Genomic DNA, 16,787 nt, shown 5'->3' on the forward strand with positions numbered 1-16,787 from the left:
GGCTCAGCGGATCTCGACCCGGAGCAGCCGCCGCACGGCGACCACCATCGGGACCACCACCCAGATCAGCGACGAGGTCCCGACCTGGGCCCACTGCTCACCCGTCATCTCGGGGGAGGTGACGAAGCTCGACGACCAGCTCAGGTCCAACCAGGCGCCGTTCTCGGCCCACCAGGTCCACGCGCCGGCGACCACGCTCGAGATCATCGGCACCACGAACATGAAGCCGAGGTAGGCGACCATGGCGGGCGCCGTGCTGCGGATCGCCACCCCGACGAGGAACCCGAACGCCACCACGAGCACGTTCGCGACGGCGAGACGCAGGGCCAGCTCGAGCGGCAGGTCCCACACCGCCTCGATGCCCCGGACCTGCGCGGCCACCACGGTGCCGAGCGCGCTGAGGGCGACGACCGTCGCCGTCGCGGCGAGGGTGACGACCAGGAGGGCCGCCGCCTTGGCCACGACGACCCGCCCCCGCCGGGGCACCAGAGCGAACGTCGTCAGCGCGGCGCGCTGGCTCCACTCGCCGGCCACCGCCAGGACCGCCACCAGGGGCAGCACGAACTCCAGCGGCATCATGTTGGTCGTGGTGTGCATGCCGAACGTGACCTCTTCGTCGCGGCCCCACAGGGTGACGCCGGTGACGACGACGAGCGTCAGCAACGGCACCGCGGCGAGCAGCCACCGGCTGGCCCGGGTGTCGACGAGCTTGCGGACCTCGACGTCGACGAGCCGGGAGAGCGGGACCGGCGGACGTCCGGTCGCCGGGCGCGGCGCGACCGCGCGGGTGTCCAGGGCGGGGGCGCTCATGCTGGTGCTCCGTTCGCGAGAAAGGTCCGCGCGGGGGATCCCTCGCGCTGGTCGGCCGAGGTGAGCTCGAGGAACATGTCCTCCAGGCCGTGGCCGTCGGCCGTGCGCAGCTCGGTGACCGGCAGGCCGGCCCGGAAGGCGACGTGGCCGGCCGTCGCGAGGTCGGCGTCGGTGGCGACCGCGCCGTCCGGGCGGGGAGCCGCCTGGAAGCCCGCGGACGTCAGCGCTGCGGCGAGCTGCACGTCGTCGGAGGACCGGACGAGGGTCCCCACGCCGGCGAGCAGCTCGTCGGTGGCCCCCGACGCGACGATCCGGCCACGGCCGATCATGACGATGTCGTCCGCGATCATCTCGATCTCGGACAGCAGGTGGCTGGACAGCAGGACGGTCCCGCCGTCGTCGGCGAAGCCGCGCAGCAGGTCACGCATCCAGCGGATGCCTGCGGGGTCGAGGCCGTTCGCCGGCTCGTCGAGGACGAGCACCGACGGGTCGCCCATCAGTGCGGTCGCGATGCCGAGCCGCTGGCGCATGCCCAGGGAGTAGTCCCGCACGCGGCGCTTGCCCTCCGCCCAGGTGAGCCCCACGAGGTCGAGCATCTCGTCGACGCGGATGGACGGCAGGCCCATCGTGCGCTGCGCCAGCACCAGCGTCTCGCGGCCGGTGCGTCCGCCGTGCTGCGCCGAGGCGTCGAGCAGGACGCCGACGTCCAGGCCGGGGTTGGGCAGGTCCGTGTAGCGGTGCCCCAGAACGGTCGTGCGCCCCGCCGTCGGGGTGGACAGGCCGGTGAGGGCTCGTAGGGTGGTCGACTTCCCGGCACCGTTCGGCCCGAGGAACCCGGTCACGCGACCGGGGAACGCGGTGAAGGACACGTCGTCGACGGCGGTGAGGTCACCGTAGCGCTGGGTGAGCGAGTCGATCCTGATCATGGCGGCGACGCTACGGACGGCGGTCCGCTCCCGGCATCAGGGAGAGCCCTGGTCGTGACCCTGAACGGCCCCGGCCGCCTCCTGGTCGGCTGCCCACCGGTAGTCGGGGAGGTCCCGCAGCAACGCGTCGTGCCGGCCTCGCGCCACGACGCGCGCCGGGGCGTCCGGAACGTCCCCGTGGCCGAGCAGCAGCACCTCGTCGGCGGCGGCGAGCGGCGTGAGCCGGTGGGACGCGACGACGACGGCCCGGCCGGTGGTCCGGGCCAGGTCCGCGAGCATCTCCACCAAGGAGTCGGCCGCGGCGGGGTCCAGGTGCTCGGCGGGTTCGTCCACGAGCAGGACCCGGTGCGGCGCGAGCAGCGCCCTGGCGACGAGCAGCCGCCGCCGCTCACCACCGGAGACGTCGGTGGCGCCGGTGCCGAGCAGGGTGTCGAGACCGTCGGGCAGCCCGGTGAGCCACCCGGTCAGCCCGACGGCGTCGAGAGCGTCGCGCGCCTCGGCCGGGGTCACGTCGGCGCGGGCGACCCGGAGGTTCTCGAGCAGCGTGGTGCCGAAGACGTGCCCGTCCTCGGCGACGAAGAGCCCGTCACCCTCGACGTGCCCGGCCACGGGCGGCAAGAGGCCCGCCGCGGTCAGGAGCAGCGCAGTCTTGCCGACCCCGGACGGCCCGGCCAGCCCGACGACCGCCCCGGGTCGCAGCACGAGACCGACACCCTCGACCACCGTCGTGCCGTACGGGCCTTCCCACCCCGCACCGACACTCTGCAGCGTCAACCCGCCGGAGGTGTCAGGACGTGGCGCGGGCAGGCCGGGTCCACGTTCTGACAGCTCCGGTGGGAGCAGGTCGAGCAGCCGGGAGGCGGCCGCACGCGACCGCCGCAGCTGCACGGCGGCGGCAGGCAGGGCGGCCGTGACCTCGAACACGGAGAGGGGAGTGAGGACGACGACGGCGAGCTCGGTCGCGGCCAGGTCCCCGGCGAGGGCCGCGGGGACGCCGACGAGGAGGCAGCCGAGCACGGCGAGCGTCTGGGCGCCGGCCTCGATCGCCGCTGACACGCCGGCCACGCGTGCGCCGTCGTCGGTCGCTCCGGCGAGGCGGACGTCCGCGGCCCGCAGGCCGGCACGGCGGTCGTCGAGCCGGCCCGAGACGCGCAGCTGCTGGCCGTGCTCCACCAGCTCCAGGACGCGGGCGGCGACCTCGCCGCGTGCCTCGGCCCCTCGGAGCTCGACCGACGCCGATGCCCGTGACGCCAGCCAGGGGGCGAGCACGCCGGTCAGCAGCAGGCACGCCAGCAGCACCAGCCCGGCGGCCGGCAGGAAGACTCCCACCAGCACCACGGCGCCCGTCCCCGCGACGACGGCGACGGCACCGGGAACCAGCGCGCGCACGACGACGTCGCCCACGTCGTCGACGTCGCCCCCGACCCGCGCGAGCAGGTCGCCCCGGCGCAGGGCGATGACGTCGGCGCCGCCTCGGGCGAGCCGGTCGTACAGGTTCGCGCGCAGCGCGGCCATCCCACGTAGCGCCACGTCGTGGGAGGCGAGGCGTTCGAGGTAACGGAAGAACGCCCGTCCGGTACCGAAGGCGCGGACCGCCACCGCCGCGACGGAGAGCACCAGCACGGGCGGCATCTGGGAGGCGCGGGCGACGAGCCACGCGGCGGCGGCGGCGAGGCCGATCGCGCACACGAGCGTCAGCGTGCCGAGCCCGACGGCACGCGCCACCCGACCCCAGCGCACCTCGAGCATCGGCAGCACGCGGACCAGGGGATCGGTCATGACTCCACCACCTCTCGGGCGACGGCCTCCCGGGCCTCGACGTCGACGACCTGGTCGGCGACCGACAGCAGGGAGGAGCGATGGGCGACCACGACGACGGTGCGTCCGGCGTCGCGCCACGCCCGGACCGTGTCGAGCACGACCTGTTCGCCGCGGGCGTCCAGGTGCGCGGTCGGCTCGTCGAGGACGACGACCGGGCGGTCGGCGGCCCCGACCAGCGCACGCGCCAGGGCGACCCGCTGCCGCTGACCGACGCTGAGGCCGACGCCGTCGAGCCCGACAGGGGTGCCCCAGCCGGACGGCAGGGCGGCCAGGACGGCGTCGAGACCGGTCGTTCGCGCGGCGGCGGCGAGCGCGCCGGCCGGCACGTCACGGCCGTCGGTGACGACGTCGCGCACGGTGCCGGGCCCGATGGCGGGACGTTGGGGTACCCAGGCGACCTGATCCCACCACCCCCGCGAGCTGTCAGGTCCTGGCGCCGGTACACCCGGACCACGTTCTGACAGCTCGAGGGAGACCGTGCCCGTGTCGGGGCGCAGCAGGCCGAGCAGGAGGAGCGCGACCGTCGACTTCCCGGCACCGCTCGGGCCGCGGAGGGCCACCACGCGGCCGCCGCCGGGCTCACCGGTGCCGAGCGGGATGCGGGCCGACAGGCCGGCGGGCGCGTCGACGTGGCGTCCGGGCGCCCGGACGGTGACGTCGTCGAGCACCAGCGTGGCCCCGGCGGCGACGGGCACCGGTGCCGCCGGCTCCGGGTCGTCCGGGCCGGTGCGCGCCGGAGCCGGCCCGCCCGGGGCGGGGAGGTCGAGCAGGGCGAACGCCCGCCGCGTCGCCGCGAGCCCGTCGGTGGACGCGTGGAACTCCGCGCCGACACGACGCAGCGGCAGGAAGATCTCCGGGGCGAGCACGAGGACCGTCAGCGCGGGCACGAGCTCGACGCCCCCGTGCACGAGCCGCAGTCCCACCCCGACGGCGATGATCGCGACGCACAGGGTCGTGAGGAGCTCGAGCACCGCACCGGAGAGGAACGCGACGCGCAGGGTGCCCATCGTCGCCCGCCGGGAGGCCTCGCCGAGGGCCCGTACCCGCCTCCCGGGCCCGACCTGCCGGCCGAAGGCGCGCAGGGTCGGCAGACCGGAGATCAGGTCGAGGACCTGCGCGCCGAGGCGTTCGACGGCCGCGAGGCGCCGTTCGGAGGTCCCGGCCGTCATGGTGCCGATCAGCCACATGAAGAACGGGACGAGCGGCAGCGTCGCGACGGCGATCACGGCCGAGACCCAGTCCAGGCCGAGCACCACCAGCACCGTGGCCGGGGTGACCAGCGCGGTGAGCAGCAGCTGCGGCAGGAACCGCACGAGATAGGGCTCCAGGTCCGTGAGCCCGCGGGTGGCGAGCGTCGCGATGTCGGCGGGTGCTGCTCCTGCGGGTGGCCGGGGGCCGAGCCCGACGGCGTGCGCCACCACCTGTTCACGGAGGTCGGCGACGACCTGCGTGGCGGCACGTCGGCCGTAGCGTTCCTGGGCCCAGGCGACCAGGGATCGTCCGACGGCGGTGCCCGCCAGCACCGCGAGCCACCCCGCCACCTCGCCGGCGCCCGCCCCGCGCCCGCCGGGGCTGGTGGCGACGACGACCGGGGCGAGCGCGTGCGCGATCGCGAAGGCCTGCACCACCACCAGCGCAGCCGAGGCGGCGCCCAGCACGGTGGTCAGCAGGACGTAGGAGCGGGCGGCTCGTACCTGTCGGAGCAGGCGGGGATCGAGCGGTCTCACGTCAGAACGCCGCGTCCTTGATCTTCTGCCACGTCAGTCCGGCCGGGGCCGGGATGTCGCGGGTGCTCAGCCGGCGGCGGAAGACCCAGTACGTCCAGGCCTGGTAGGCGATCACGAGCGGGGTCAGGACGACCGCCACCCAGCTCATGATGGTCAGCGTGTAGTCCGTCGAGGAGGCCTCCGCGACCGTGAGCGCTTCTCCTCCGTCGAGCGCGGGGATCACGTCGGGGTACATGGAGCCGAAGATCAGCACGACGGCCGCGACGATCGTCACCGCCGACAGGGTGAAGGCCGCTCCCTCCCGGCGTGCGCGGGTGGTCGCGACCACCCCAACCAGGCTGCCCGCGGCCACCAGCACGGCGGCCCACGTCCATGGCGTCGAGTAGGCGATCTGCGCCCAGAGGGCCCAGCCGCCGGCCACCGCGAGCGCGACGACCGACAGCCCGGAGGCGAGGCGCGCGGCGCGGGCACGGATGTCACCGTCCGTCTTCAGCGCGACGAAGACGGCCCCGTGCAGCAGGAACAGCGACACCGTGGTGAGCCCTCCGAGCAGGGCGAACGGGTTGAGCAGCGCCCAGAACCCGCCGACGTACTGGTGGTCGGCGTCGAGCAGGAGACCGCGGACGAGGTTGCCGAAAGCCACCCCCCACATCACGGCCGGGATCCAGGAACCGGCCTGGATCGCCAGGTCGCACCGCCGGACCCAGGCGGCGTCGGCGATCTTGCCGCGGTACTCGAAGGCGACGCCACGGGCCACGAGCCCGACGAGGATGATCAGCAGCGGGAGGTAGAAGCCCGAGAACATCGTCGCGTACCACTCGGGGAACGCGGCGAAGGTCGCGCCGCCGGCGGTGAGCAGCCACACCTCGTTGCCGTCCCAGACGGGGCCGATGGTGTTGACCAGCACGCGGCGTTCCTTCTCCCGGTGCTCCTTGTCGCCCCGGGGCAGGATCGAGAGCAGCATGCCCACGCCGAAGTCGAAGCCCTCGAGCACGAGGTAGCCGGTCCACAGCACGGCGATGATGACGAACCAGAGGATCGCGAGGTCCACGTCAGGTCTCCAGTCTCTTCAGGTGCGGACGCTCAGTACGCGAACGACAGCGGGCGGTCGGAGTCGTCGGGGTCCTGCGCCTCCGGCGACTCGTCACGGACGGTGTCGGGAACTCCCTCGATCGTGTAGCGGTGCATGAGGCGGTACCAGACGACGGCGAGGACCGCGTAGATGACGGTGAGCACGATCATCGAGGTGAGGATGACGCCGGGCGGGACGGCCGTGGACACGCCGCGCTCGGTGAGCAGCCGGACCTGGTCGATGCCCGTGGGGTTGGGGACCACCGCCCAGGGCTGGCGCCCGACCTCGGTGAAGATCCAGCCGAACGAGCAGGCGGCGAACGGCATGGGGATGGCGAGGATGCCGAGACGTCCGAGCCAGACGTTGTCACTGACTCTCCCCTTGCGCGTGAACCACAGGGCAGCCAGTGCGAGCGCGACGGAGAACACGGCGAGGCCGATCATCAGGCGGAAGGACCAGTAGGTGATCGCGAGGTGCGGGGTGTAGGTCACCTCCTCGCCGTCGGCGGTGACGTCGCCGTACCGCTCGGTGTACTCCTCCTGGACGTCGTCGACGCCCGGCAGGTAGGACTCCTCGCCGGAGAAGTGTCCGGTGCCCAGGTAGGAGGTCAGCCCGGGCAGGGAGATGAGGTGCTCGACGTCCTCGCACCCGGCGTGCAACGGCCCGACGGCCAGGATGGAGAACTCCGCGGACTCGGTGCCCTCGCACAGGGCCTCGGCCGACGACATCTTGCCGGGCTGCTGCTCGTACATCAGCTTCCCCTGGACGTCGCCGGACCAGATCACCCCGATCCCGGCGACGATCATCACCCACACGCCCACGAGGACGGCGGGGCGGTACACGTTCCGGGCAGTCTCGACGTGCTCGGGCCGCTTGCTGCGGACCAGCCGCACCATCCACCAGGTGGCGATCCCTGTGACGAAGGTGCCCGCGGTCAGGAACGCCGCGGTGATGGTGTGCGGAAAGGCCGCGAGCAGCGTGTTGTTGGTCAGCACGGCCCAGACGGACTCCATCTCGGCGCGGCCGGTCTCGGGGTTGTAGACGGTCCCGACGGGGTGCTGCATCCACGAGTTCGCGGCGAGGATGAAGAACGCCGAGAGGTTGGTCGCCAGGGCGAACAGCCAGATCGAGGCGAGGTGGATCTTCTTGGAGACCCGGTCCCAGCCGAAGATCCACACGCCCAGGAAGACCGACTCGACGAAGAACGCGGCCAGCGCCTCCATCGCGAGCGGTGCACCGAAGACATCGCCGACGAACCGGGAGTACTCGCTCCAGGCCATCCCGAACTGGAACTCCTGCCAGATCCCGGTGACGACCCCCAGCGCGAAGTTGATCAGCAGAAGCTTGCCGAAGAACTTCGTCAACCGGAGCCAGCGTTCGTTCCCCGTGACGACCCACGCGGTCTGCATGCCGGCCACGATGGGCGCGAGCCCGATGGTGAGGGGCACGAAGATGAAGTGGTACACGGTCGTGATGGCGAACTGCCATCGAGCCAGATCCAGAGCTTCCACGGAGGGACTCCTCAAAGTTTGTGAAGACCTTCACGAACGATCTCGTGAAGATCTTCACAAGTCAAGCCGTGCGGGCTGGATGTGAGCGGCGCCACGCCGACGGTCGGACCGCGGTCGGCGTCGGCACCGAGGGGTGCGATACTGGACGGCAGACCGCCGGGGCCACATCCCTCGGACGGTCGACAAGCTTGCAGCTCCCGCGTCCCGCACGCGGTGCCGCGGCCGGGCGTGAAGGGGCCCGGCAGCCGGCGGCCGCGAAGACGGGGGTGACGCAGCCGAGACCGAGACTTCCGTCCGGGCGGCGCGCTGAGCAGCGCTGCCACCTAGGGCGGCGACCACCCGGCGGCCGGTAGGTGTGGGCCGGCACCCGGGAGCAGGAGCGTATTTCGTGACGTCCGACATCCCGACCGGCGACCAGGCGACGACCGAGGGCGCGAGCAGCGGACCCCGGCGCGCGACCCGCCGTCGGGTCACCCGACCCACCTCAGCACCCCAGGCCTCCGGACCGGCGCCCATCGTGGTCCCCGCGTCGGCGCCCGAGCCCGCGCCGGCACCTGACGCCGCACCGACCGAAGCGGCGCCTGCCGCTGCGAAGCAGGCCGCTCCGGAGCAGGCCGCCCGCACCGAGTCCGCCACCGGGTCCTCGTCCGCATCCGCCCGGCGGCCACGCCGTGCGGTGCGACGCACCGCAGGACCGGCCTCGGAAGCCGCCCCGAAGCCGGAGGCTGCCCCGGAGCCGGAAGCTGCCCCCGCCGACCGTCCTACGGAGTCCGCCGCCGTCTCGCTGCCGAGGGCGGCGGAACCTGCCGCACCCACGACCCCGGGCGGATCCTTCTCCCTGGACGACATCGTGCTGCCCGGCGCCCCGGCCGTGGAGCCGGCACCCGAGGCGTCGCCCGCGCCGGCCAGGAAGCGGACCTCGCGGAGCAAGGCCGCACAGTCCGCCGAGGAGAAGGCCGAGAAGCCGGCGAAGCGGTCGCGCTCCCGAGCCCCGAAGAAGAGCGTCGCCGAGGCCGCCGCGCCGCCGCAGCCCGCGGAGGCCGAGAAGCCGGCCCAGCCCGAGCAGCCGGCCCAGCCCGAGCAGCCGGCCCAGCCCGAGCAGCCGGCCCAGCCCGCGACCACTCGCACCGGCGGGGACTCCGGCGCGCCGCGCCTGGCCACGACGGCGTTGCTGTTCCAGGCGCCCGAGATGTCCGGGCCGCGCCGGTCCCGCCGTGCGCAGGCACCGGCCGGACCGCCGACCCACCGTGACGACGTCGACAGGGGCGCCGCGACGGAGGCGGCGACGGAGGCCGTCGAGGACTCCGGGCGCATCGCACCGCCGGCGCCGGCTGTCGAGCCCGGCACCGGCGCCGCGAAGGACGAGCAGAAGCCGTCGCGGAGGTCCGGTTCGCGTCGCAGCACCCGCGCGGCCAAGGCCGCCGACGCAGCGGACGAGCCGGACACCACGGAAGGGTCGACCTCGGACGCGTCGGACGCCGCCGCCGAGGCAGCCCCGGCGCCCGTCGAGCCGATCTCGCTGAGCCAGGCCGAGGAGGCCGCCGTCTCCGAGCTCGAGGTGATCGAGACGGAGCTCGAGGCGGAGGGTGTCGCGCTGCCGGAGCTGCGACCCGAGGACTTCGTGGAGGACGGCGACGAGACCGACATCCGGCCGCGTCGCCGCCGCCGCCGGGGAGGCCGCGGCCGTCGTGGCGGGCGCAAGATCGACCAGCGGGACGACGACGGCACGGACGACGACGGCACGGACGACGACGGCACCGAGTCGTCCGCCGCCGAGGAGTCGTCAGCCTCGCCGGACGACGGCGGCACCGAAACCGACACCGACCAGCAGCGTGGCCAGGGGGCGGGTCGCCCGGAGGACGGCGACCGCCCGGAGGACGACTCGTCCGGCTCCAGCCGCCGTCGTCGTCGCCGTCGCCGTGGCGCGCGCAGCGGTGAGCGCGACGGTGGGCGCAAGGAACGTGCCGAGGACGAGGTCACGGCGCTCAAGGGTTCGACCAGGCTGGAGGCGAAGCGCCAGCGGCGCCGCGACGGCCGCGACGCGGGGCGTCGTCGCCAGGTCATCACCGAGGCCGAGTTCCTGGCGCGCCGCGAGTCGGTCGAGCGGTCCATGTTCGTCCGGGAGGAGAACGGCCGCACGCAGATCGCCGTGCTCGAGGACGGCGTGCTCGTGGAGCACTACGTCTCCCAGCAGGAGCAGGCCTCGATGGTGGGCAACGTCTACCTCGGCCGCGTGCAGAACGTCCTGCCGTCGATGGAGGCCGCCTTCGTCGACGTCGGCAAGGGCCGCAACGCCGTGCTGTACGCCGGCGAGGTGAACTGGGACGCCGCCGGGATCGAGGGACAGCCGCGTCGGATCGAGGAGGCGCTCAAGTCGGGCGACTCCGTGCTGGTCCAGGTGACCAAGGACCCGATCGGCCACAAGGGCGCTCGCCTGACGTCGCAGATCACCCTCGCGGGCCGGTACCTCGTGTTCGTGCCGGGCGGTGGCATGACCGGCATCAGCCGCAAGCTGCCGGACACCGAGCGCAGCCGCCTGAAGAAGATCCTGCGCGACGTCGTGCCCGAGGGTGCGGGCGTCATCGTGCGCACCGCTGCCGAGGGCGCCTCGGAGGAGGAGCTGCGCGCCGACGTCGAGCGTCTGCAGTCGCAGTGGCAGGCGATCAGCGACGGCGCGGCCAAGGCGTCGACCAGCGCCCCCAGCCTGCTCCAGGGCGAGCCGGACATGGCCATCCGCGTGGTGCGGGACATCTTCAACGACGACTTCACGTCGCTCGGCGTGCAGGGTCAGCACGCCTGGTCCGAGATCTCGTCCTACGTGGCGGAGCTGGCGCCCGACCTGCGTGAGCGGGTGAGCAAGTGGAACGAGCCCGGCGACGTCTTCGCCAAGCACCGCGTCGACGAGCAGCTCGCCAAGGGCATGGACCGCAAGGTCTGGCTGCCCTCGGGCGGTTCCCTCGTCATCGACCGGACCGAGGCGATGACCGTCGTCGACGTCAACACGGGCAAGTTCACCGGGTCGGGCGGCACCCTCGAGGAGACGGTCACGCGCAACAACCTGGAGGCCGCGGAGGAGATCGTCCGCCAGCTCCGGCTGCGTGACATCGGCGGGATCATCGTCATCGACTTCGTCGACATGGTCCTCGAGTCGAACCGCGACCTGGTGCTGCGGCGTCTCGTGGAGTGCCTCGGCCGGGACCGCACGAAGCACCAGGTGGCGGAGGTCACCTCGCTGGGCCTGGTCCAGATGACGCGCAAGCGTGTGGGGCAGGGCCTCGTCGAGGCGTTCTCCTCCACGTGCGAGCACTGCAAGGGACGCGGCTTCATCGTGCACAGCGAGCCGATCGAGCGCGGCGGCGCGGCATCTTCCGGGTCGGGCGACGACGGCGGGTCGAAGCGTTCGCGCCGCAAGCGGACCGGCAAGAAGGACGAGCCGCAGCAGCCTGCTGCCGACATGGCCAAGCTGCCGGACGACAAGTCCGAGGCGCGAGAGGCGGTCAAGGCCACCCTGGCCACGATCGCCGCGGCGGCCGCGCACGCGCACGACCACGACGAGGAGCACGGCGGTCCGTCGGTCGACGGTCCCGCGACGGCCGAGCAACCGAAGGAGTCGACTGAGTCGGCGAAGCCGGTCACGGAGGGCACGGCGGCCGAGGCCGGTGCAGCGGTGGAGGCGGCGGTCGACGCGATCGTGCTGCCCGAGCCCGAGCCCGAGCCCGCGGCCGCGCCCGTCGAGCTGCCCGTGCCCTCCGAGCCGGCAGCGTCCGAGCCGGCACCGTCGGGTGACCCGGCCGAACCGTCGGCCGAGGCCGACCCGGCCAAAGGAGCCGGAGCCGCAGAGGCTCCTGAGCAGGCTGATGGCGAGGCTGCGGCGCTGACCGACACGCCCTGAGCGACCGGGTGACCGGGGTGCTTGACTGGTCCGCATGGACGACGGTCGAGCCCCCGGTCATCTCACGGTCGTCGGCGGCCCCATGTTCGCCGGCAAGACGGAGGAGCTCGTCCGTCGCGTGCACCGCGCGCAGATCGCCGGGCGAGGGACCGTCGTGGTCACGCACGTGCTGGACACGCGCTACGGCACGGGCAGGGTGGCCTCCCACTCCGGCGTCGTGGCGGAGTCCCTGGCCGTCGACGACGCCGGAGCCGTGCGGGGGATCGTGACGCCGGACGTCCGCCTCGTCGCGGTCGACGAGGCGCAGTTCTTCGGTCCCGGCCTCGTCCCGGTCGTCCTCGACCTGCTCGACGCGGGGCTCGACGTCGTCGTCGCGGGGCTCTCCGTGACCTACGACGGGTGGCCGTTCGAGCCCGTCCCGGCGCTCATGGCTGTCGCCGAGTCGGTGGTCAAGCTGACGGCGGTGTGCAGCGTGTGCGGCCGGGACGCCGCCTACCACGTGCGGGCGTCCGACGGCGGCTCACCGGTGGACGACGCCGTCGTGCCGGTCGCCGCGCACGTCGGAGGGACGGAGTCCTACCAGGCGCGCTGTCGCGCGCACCGGACGCCCCGGTAGGCCCGGAGCCCGGTGGTCAGTACCCCCGCAGCTCCTGCCGCAGGGGGCAGTCGAACGGGTCGCGGGCGGCCAGCCCGACCTGGTTCAGGTAGCGCACGACGATCGCGTACGACGCGACCAGGCTGGTCTCGGTGTAGGGCAGACCGTGGCGGTCGCAGTGGTCGCGCACCAGGAGGCGGGCCTTCGCCAGGCTCGGGCGCGGCATGCTCGGGAACAGGTGGTGCTCGACCTGGTGGTTGAGGCCGCCCATCAGGACGTTCATGAACCAGCCGCCGCGGATGTTGCGGGACGTGAGCACCTGCTTGGACAGGAAGTCCATCTTGGTGCCCGCCGGCACCAGCTTCATGCCTTTGTGGTTCGGGGCGAAGGACGCACCCATGTACACGCCGAACACAGCGAGCTGGACGCCGATGAACGCGGCGGCGAGTCCCAGCGGCATGAACCAGACGATCACGCCGACGTAGAGGGTCAGCCGGACGGCGATCGTGACGATCTCACGACGGCGCGCGGCGAAAGTCTTCGGCGGACCGGTCAGCAGCGACCGGATCGAGGTGACGTGCAGGTTGAGCCCCTCGAGGGTCAGCAGGGGGAAGAACAGCCAGCCCTGGCGTCGCGTGATGTGTCGAAGCGGGCCGCGGACGTCGGCGGCGTCGTCCGGGGTGAACCGGATCGTGTCCGGCGCGATGTCCGGGTCCTTGCCGACCTGGTTGGGGTTGGCGTGGTGGCGGGTGTGCTTGGTCATCCACCACGAGTAGCTGATGCCGACGACGGCGTTGGCGAGCCAGCGCCCGACGCGGTCGTTGACGGGCCCGCTCGCGAAGACCTGACGGTGGGCGGCCTCGTGGGTCAGGAACGCGATCTGGGTGAGCACGATGCCGAGCGCACCGGCCATGAGCAGCTGGAACCACGAGTCCCCGAGCATCACGATCCCGGTCACGATGCCGCCCAGCGCCAACGTCACACCGATCCCGATGGCGAGGTAGTAGCCGTAGGCCCGGCGCAGCAGACCGGCCTCGCGCACCTGGCGGGCGAGGTCGCTGTAGCTGCTGGTGAAGCGCTCGGCGGCGCGGGGCGGGGGGCGTGTGTCGTCGAGGACGGACGATGCGGAGGGGGCCATGCATGCCTCGCAGTTGGTCGGTGTCGACTTCCCAGCCGATATGGTGGGCAGGTGCCCGGCGATGGGCCCGAGCCTACGGGACCGTAGGTTCCGGGGTCGCGACACAGAAGTGAAGGTCTCGCGCAGGTCCGACCGGTCGGCTCAGCCCTGGACGAGCGGCACGAAGCTGTAGGTGCCGTGCTCCGAGGTGCGCACCGTGCCGTCGACCGACCGTTCGACCAGCAGCATCGCGTGGCGCACCGGGATGACCATCCGGCCGCCGGGAGCGAGCTGGTCGACCAGCTCGGGCGGCAGCTCGTCGGGTGACGCCGAGACGAGGATCCGCTGCCATCCGGCCTCGCGGGGCGATCCGAGCGTGTCGCTCGTCGCCGGCACGATCGTGGCCCACGGCGTCTCCTGCCGGGCCAGGTTCGCGGCGCCCCAGGCCGCGATCTCGGGGACGAGCTCGACCCCGAGCACCTCGCCGCCGGGGCCGACGAGATGCGCGAGCAGGGCCGTGGTCCACCCCGAGCCGGAGCCCACGTCCAGGACTGACCCGCCCCGCGGGACGCGCAGGAGCGCCAGCATGGCGGCGACCGTCGACGGCTGCGAGCACGTCTGCTCGTGGCCGATGGGCAGGGGACGGTCCCGGGAGGCGGCGGCACGCTGGGCCCGGGGGAGGAAGCCGCGCCGGTCGACAGCGCGCATCGCCTGCGCGACGGCGTCGTCGGCGCCGTCGTCGGTGGGTGGGCCGCCGACCGGCGGAGGTGCTGACCTCACCGTGCCATGATCGACCGGTGGCGGTCCCGTCGCGAGCGGGCGAGCGGGCCCGCGACGTGCCTGAGGTCACGCGGGTCGCCACCCGGGCCGGTTGATCGCAACAGGTGGCGTCACGTAGAGTAGTGCGTCGGCGCGCCCTCAGTGCGCCTGTCCCGTGTGCCCTCGGCGCACCGCACTCGACCGCCGCGGCGGCCAGAGTTCCAGATCAAGCCGGTGACCGACGTCGGGCGAGCACGCCAAGACCAGGAGAGATGAGCATCAGCATGGTGTACGCGATCGTCAAGGCCGGTGGCCGTCAGGAGAAGGTGTCCGTCGGGGACATCGTCGTCATGGACCGTATCGAGGCTTCGGCCGGCGACTCCGTCGAGCTGCCCGCGATCCTGCTCGTGGACGGGGAGAAGGTGACCACCGACGCGGAGAAGCTCGCGAAGGTCACGGTCACCGCCGAGGTCGTCCGGGACGCCAAGGGCCCGAAGATCTCGATCCAGAAGTACAAGAACAAGACCGGTTACAAGAAGCGCCAGGGTCACCGTCAGCAGCTGACCCGCCTGAAGGTCACCGGCATCAAGTGACGTCCGGCGGCCCCGGCCGCCCGGTCCCACCCTCTTCGTACTCCCAGAAAGCAGGACTGACATGGCACACAAGAAGGGCGCGAGCTCCTCGCGCAACGGTCGTGACTCCAACGCGAAGTCGCTCGGCGTGAAGCGCTACGGCGGCCAGGCCGTCAACGCCGGTGAGATCATCGTGCGCCAGCGCGGCACCCACTTCCACCCCGGCGAGAACGTCGGCCGCGGTGGGGACGACACGCTGTTCGCGCTCGCTGCCGGCGAGGTCGCCTTCGCGACGCGCCGCGGCCGCAAGGTCGTCGACATCCTCGCCGCCGGCTGACGACACCGGCCTGATCCACCTGGAACCGCGCGCAGCGATCCGCTGCCGTACTTCCCACGAGGGGCGCACCATCTCGGGTGCGCCCCTCGTGCTGTTCCCACCCTCCTGAGAGGATCTACCCATGGCCAGCTTCGTCGATCGAGTGGTGCTGCACGCCGCCGGCGGTGACGGCGGGCACGGGGTCGCGTCCGTGCACCGCGAGAAGTTCAAGCCGCTCGGCGGTCCCGACGGCGGCAACGGCGGTGACGGCGGCAGCGTCCGCCTCGTCGTGGACGCGCAGACGACCACGCTGCTCGAGTACCACCACTCGCCTCACCGGCGCGCGTCCAAGGGCGGACAGGGCATGGGTGACGACAAGGACGGTGCCAAGGGCGCCGACCTGGTCCTGCGGGTGCCGGACGGCACCGTGGTCAAGGACCGCGACGGCGACGTGCTCGCCGACCTCGTGGGCCACGGCACCGAGTACGTCATCGCCGAGGGCGGACGCGGCGGGCTCGGCAACCGTGCGCTCGCCTCGCCGAAGCGCAAGGCGCCCGGGTTCGCGCTGCTCGGCGAGCCGGGGGAGGAGCGCGACGTCGTCCTCGAGCTCAAGTCGATCGCCGACGTCGCGCTGGTCGGCTTCCCGAGCGCCGGCAAGTCGTCCTTGATCGCCGCGGTCTCGGCGGCCCGCCCCAAGATCGCCGACTACCCGTTCACGACGCTGGTGCCGAACCTCGGGGTGGTGCAGGCGGGGGACACCCGCTACACGATCGCCGACGTGCCGGGGCTGATCCCGGGCGCCAGCGAGGGGAAGGGGCTGGGACTGGAGTTCCTGCGGCACGTCGAGCGGACGGCCGTCATCGTGCACGTGCTCGACTGCGCGACGCTGGAGCCGGGCCGCGACCCGATCAGCGACCTCGAGCTGCTCGAGGCGGAGCTCGCGGCCTACGCGGGCGACCTGGGCATCGAGGGCGGCCGCGTGCCGCTGACCGAACGCCCGCAGCTCGTCGTTCTCAACAAGATCGACGTCCCCGAGGCGCGCGAGCTCGCGGAGTTCGTCCGCCCGGACCTGGAGGCGCGCGGGCTGCGCGTCTTCGAGGTCTCGACCGCCTCCCACGAGGGGCTGCGGCCGCTGACCTTCGCGCTCGGCGAGCTGGTCGACCAGGCGCGCGCCGCCGCGCCGCCGGCGGAGCCCGCGCGCGTCGTCCTGCGGCCGCGCGCCGTCGACGACGCCGGGTTCACGGTCACCCGCCGCACCGACGGTTCCACGGGGCACGTGTACTTCCTGGTCGAGGGTCGCAAGCCCTACCGGTGGGTGCGCCAGACCGACTTCAACAACGACGAGGCCGTCGGGTTCCTCGCGGACCGGCTGGCCAAGCTCGGCGTCGAGGACCGGCTCCTCAAGGCGGGTGCGGTCGCGGGGGACGAGGTGCGCATCGGCACCGACCGCGACGCCGTCGTGTTCGACTGGGAGCCCACGATGAGCACGGGCGCCGAGCTCCTGGGGGCGCGCGGCACCGACCTGCGCTTCGACGAGCCCTCGCGGCCGACGCGCGCCAGCAAGCGCCAGGAGCACAGCGAGCGCATGGACGCCAAGACGGCAGCGCGTGAGGAGCTGTGGACCGAGCGGGATTCGGGCCACTGGGCGGACCCCAGCGACGACTGACGT

General features: G+C 73.1%; 13 protein-coding genes. 5 read left to right on the forward strand and 8 right to left on the reverse strand.

The annotated features are described in order from the left end of the window. Positions 1-3 precede the first annotated feature (3 nt). From UQW22_RS12305 to UQW22_RS12330, 6 genes are read right to left on the reverse strand one after another with little or no spacing between them, the layout of a single operon-like run. Positions 4-810, reverse strand: coding sequence for a hypothetical protein (locus tag UQW22_RS12305; protein ID WP_407317263.1), 807 nt, complete (start codon positions 808-810; stop codon positions 4-6). Then, positions 807-1,736, reverse strand: a complete 930-nt coding sequence (locus UQW22_RS12310; protein WP_407317265.1) for an ABC transporter ATP-binding protein — start codon at positions 1,734-1,736, stop codon at positions 807-809. Before UQW22_RS12310 ends, UQW22_RS12305 begins: the two co-directional genes overlap by 4 nt. Positions 1,737-1,772: 36 nt before the next feature. Continuing rightward, complete coding sequence (gene cydC, locus UQW22_RS12315; protein ID WP_407317266.1) at positions 1,773-3,515, reverse strand: thiol reductant ABC exporter subunit CydC; 1,743 nt, start codon at positions 3,513-3,515, stop codon at positions 1,773-1,775. Beyond that, positions 3,512-5,284, reverse strand: a complete 1,773-nt coding sequence (cydD, locus tag UQW22_RS12320) for a thiol reductant ABC exporter subunit CydD (RefSeq protein WP_407317267.1) — start codon at positions 5,282-5,284, stop codon at positions 3,512-3,514. Before cydD ends, cydC begins: the two co-directional genes overlap by 4 nt. A gap of 1 nt (position 5,285) precedes the next feature. After that, positions 5,286-6,335: a cytochrome d ubiquinol oxidase subunit II gene (gene cydB, locus UQW22_RS12325; protein ID WP_407317268.1), complete on the reverse strand. Its 1,050-nt coding sequence runs from the start codon at positions 6,333-6,335 to the stop codon at positions 5,286-5,288. A 32-nt stretch (positions 6,336-6,367) separates the two neighbouring features. Beyond that, the gene (locus UQW22_RS12330; protein WP_407317269.1) at positions 6,368-7,867 is read right to left on the reverse strand and encodes a cytochrome ubiquinol oxidase subunit I; all 1,500 of its coding nucleotides are present in this window, start codon (positions 7,865-7,867) and stop codon (positions 6,368-6,370) included. 388 nt (positions 7,868-8,255) lie between these two features. On the opposite strand from UQW22_RS12330, the gene UQW22_RS12335 reads away from it, so the two are divergent. Both UQW22_RS12335 and UQW22_RS12340 read left to right on the forward strand, forming a co-directional pair. After that, positions 8,256-11,759, forward strand: a complete 3,504-nt coding sequence (locus UQW22_RS12335; protein ID WP_407317270.1) for an Rne/Rng family ribonuclease — start codon at positions 8,256-8,258, stop codon at positions 11,757-11,759. Between the two features lie 34 nt (positions 11,760-11,793). Next, positions 11,794-12,375, forward strand: coding sequence for a thymidine kinase (locus tag UQW22_RS12340; protein ID WP_407317271.1), 582 nt, complete (start codon positions 11,794-11,796; stop codon positions 12,373-12,375). Between the two features lie 16 nt (positions 12,376-12,391). On the opposite strand, the gene UQW22_RS12345 is transcribed toward UQW22_RS12340, so the two are convergent. Both UQW22_RS12345 and UQW22_RS12350 read right to left on the reverse strand, forming a co-directional pair. Then, positions 12,392-13,492, reverse strand: a complete 1,101-nt coding sequence (locus UQW22_RS12345) for a fatty acid desaturase family protein (protein WP_407317273.1) — start codon at positions 13,490-13,492, stop codon at positions 12,392-12,394. A 141-nt stretch (positions 13,493-13,633) separates the two neighbouring features. Continuing rightward, positions 13,634-14,251 (reverse strand): protein-L-isoaspartate O-methyltransferase family protein, encoded by a 618-nt coding sequence (locus UQW22_RS12350; RefSeq protein ID WP_407317275.1) that lies wholly within the window; start codon positions 14,249-14,251, stop codon positions 13,634-13,636. A 263-nt stretch (positions 14,252-14,514) separates the two neighbouring features. On the opposite strand from UQW22_RS12350, the gene rplU reads away from it, so the two are divergent. The 3 genes from rplU to obgE all read left to right on the forward strand — a co-directional run bounded on the left by rplU (position 14,515) and on the right by obgE (position 16,784). After that, the gene (gene rplU / locus UQW22_RS12355) at positions 14,515-14,823 is read left to right on the forward strand and encodes a 50S ribosomal protein L21 (protein WP_407320811.1); all 309 of its coding nucleotides are present in this window, start codon (positions 14,515-14,517) and stop codon (positions 14,821-14,823) included. Between the two features lie 61 nt (positions 14,824-14,884). Next, the gene (gene rpmA, locus UQW22_RS12360) at positions 14,885-15,139 is read left to right on the forward strand and encodes a 50S ribosomal protein L27 (RefSeq protein ID WP_407317276.1); all 255 of its coding nucleotides are present in this window, start codon (positions 14,885-14,887) and stop codon (positions 15,137-15,139) included. A gap of 121 nt (positions 15,140-15,260) precedes the next feature. Then, entirely contained in the window at positions 15,261-16,784 is a 1,524-nt protein-coding gene (gene obgE, locus UQW22_RS12365) for a GTPase ObgE (protein WP_407317277.1), read from the forward strand. The last annotated feature ends 3 nt before the right edge of the window (positions 16,785-16,787 follow it).

Origin of the sequence: Isoptericola halotolerans, from assembly GCF_045689585.1 — a bacterium.
In the GTDB taxonomy this organism is placed as follows: Bacteria; Actinomycetota; Actinomycetes; order Actinomycetales; family Cellulomonadaceae; genus Isoptericola; species Isoptericola halotolerans_B.

What these genes read in the sequence shown, in the direction of transcription:
- UQW22_RS12305 (WP_407317263.1), bottom strand. Translation starts at nt 810, where the DNA reads ATGAGCGCCCCCGCCCTGGACACCCGCGCGGTCGCGCCGCGCCCGGCG.
- UQW22_RS12310 (WP_407317265.1), bottom strand. Translation starts at nt 1,736, where the DNA reads ATGATCAGGATCGACTCGCTCACCCAGCGCTACGGTGACCTCACCGCC.
- cydC (WP_407317266.1), bottom strand. Translation starts at nt 3,515, where the DNA reads ATGACCGATCCCCTGGTCCGCGTGCTGCCGATGCTCGAGGTGCGCTGG.
- UQW22_RS12340 (WP_407317271.1), top strand. Translation starts at nt 11,794, where the DNA reads ATGGACGACGGTCGAGCCCCCGGTCATCTCACGGTCGTCGGCGGCCCC.
- UQW22_RS12345 (WP_407317273.1), bottom strand. Translation starts at nt 13,492, where the DNA reads ATGGCCCCCTCCGCATCGTCCGTCCTCGACGACACACGCCCCCCGCCC.
- rplU (WP_407320811.1), top strand. Translation starts at nt 14,515, where the DNA reads ATGGTGTACGCGATCGTCAAGGCCGGTGGCCGTCAGGAGAAGGTGTCC.
- rpmA (WP_407317276.1), top strand. Translation starts at nt 14,885, where the DNA reads ATGGCACACAAGAAGGGCGCGAGCTCCTCGCGCAACGGTCGTGACTCC.
- obgE (WP_407317277.1), top strand. Translation starts at nt 15,261, where the DNA reads ATGGCCAGCTTCGTCGATCGAGTGGTGCTGCACGCCGCCGGCGGTGAC.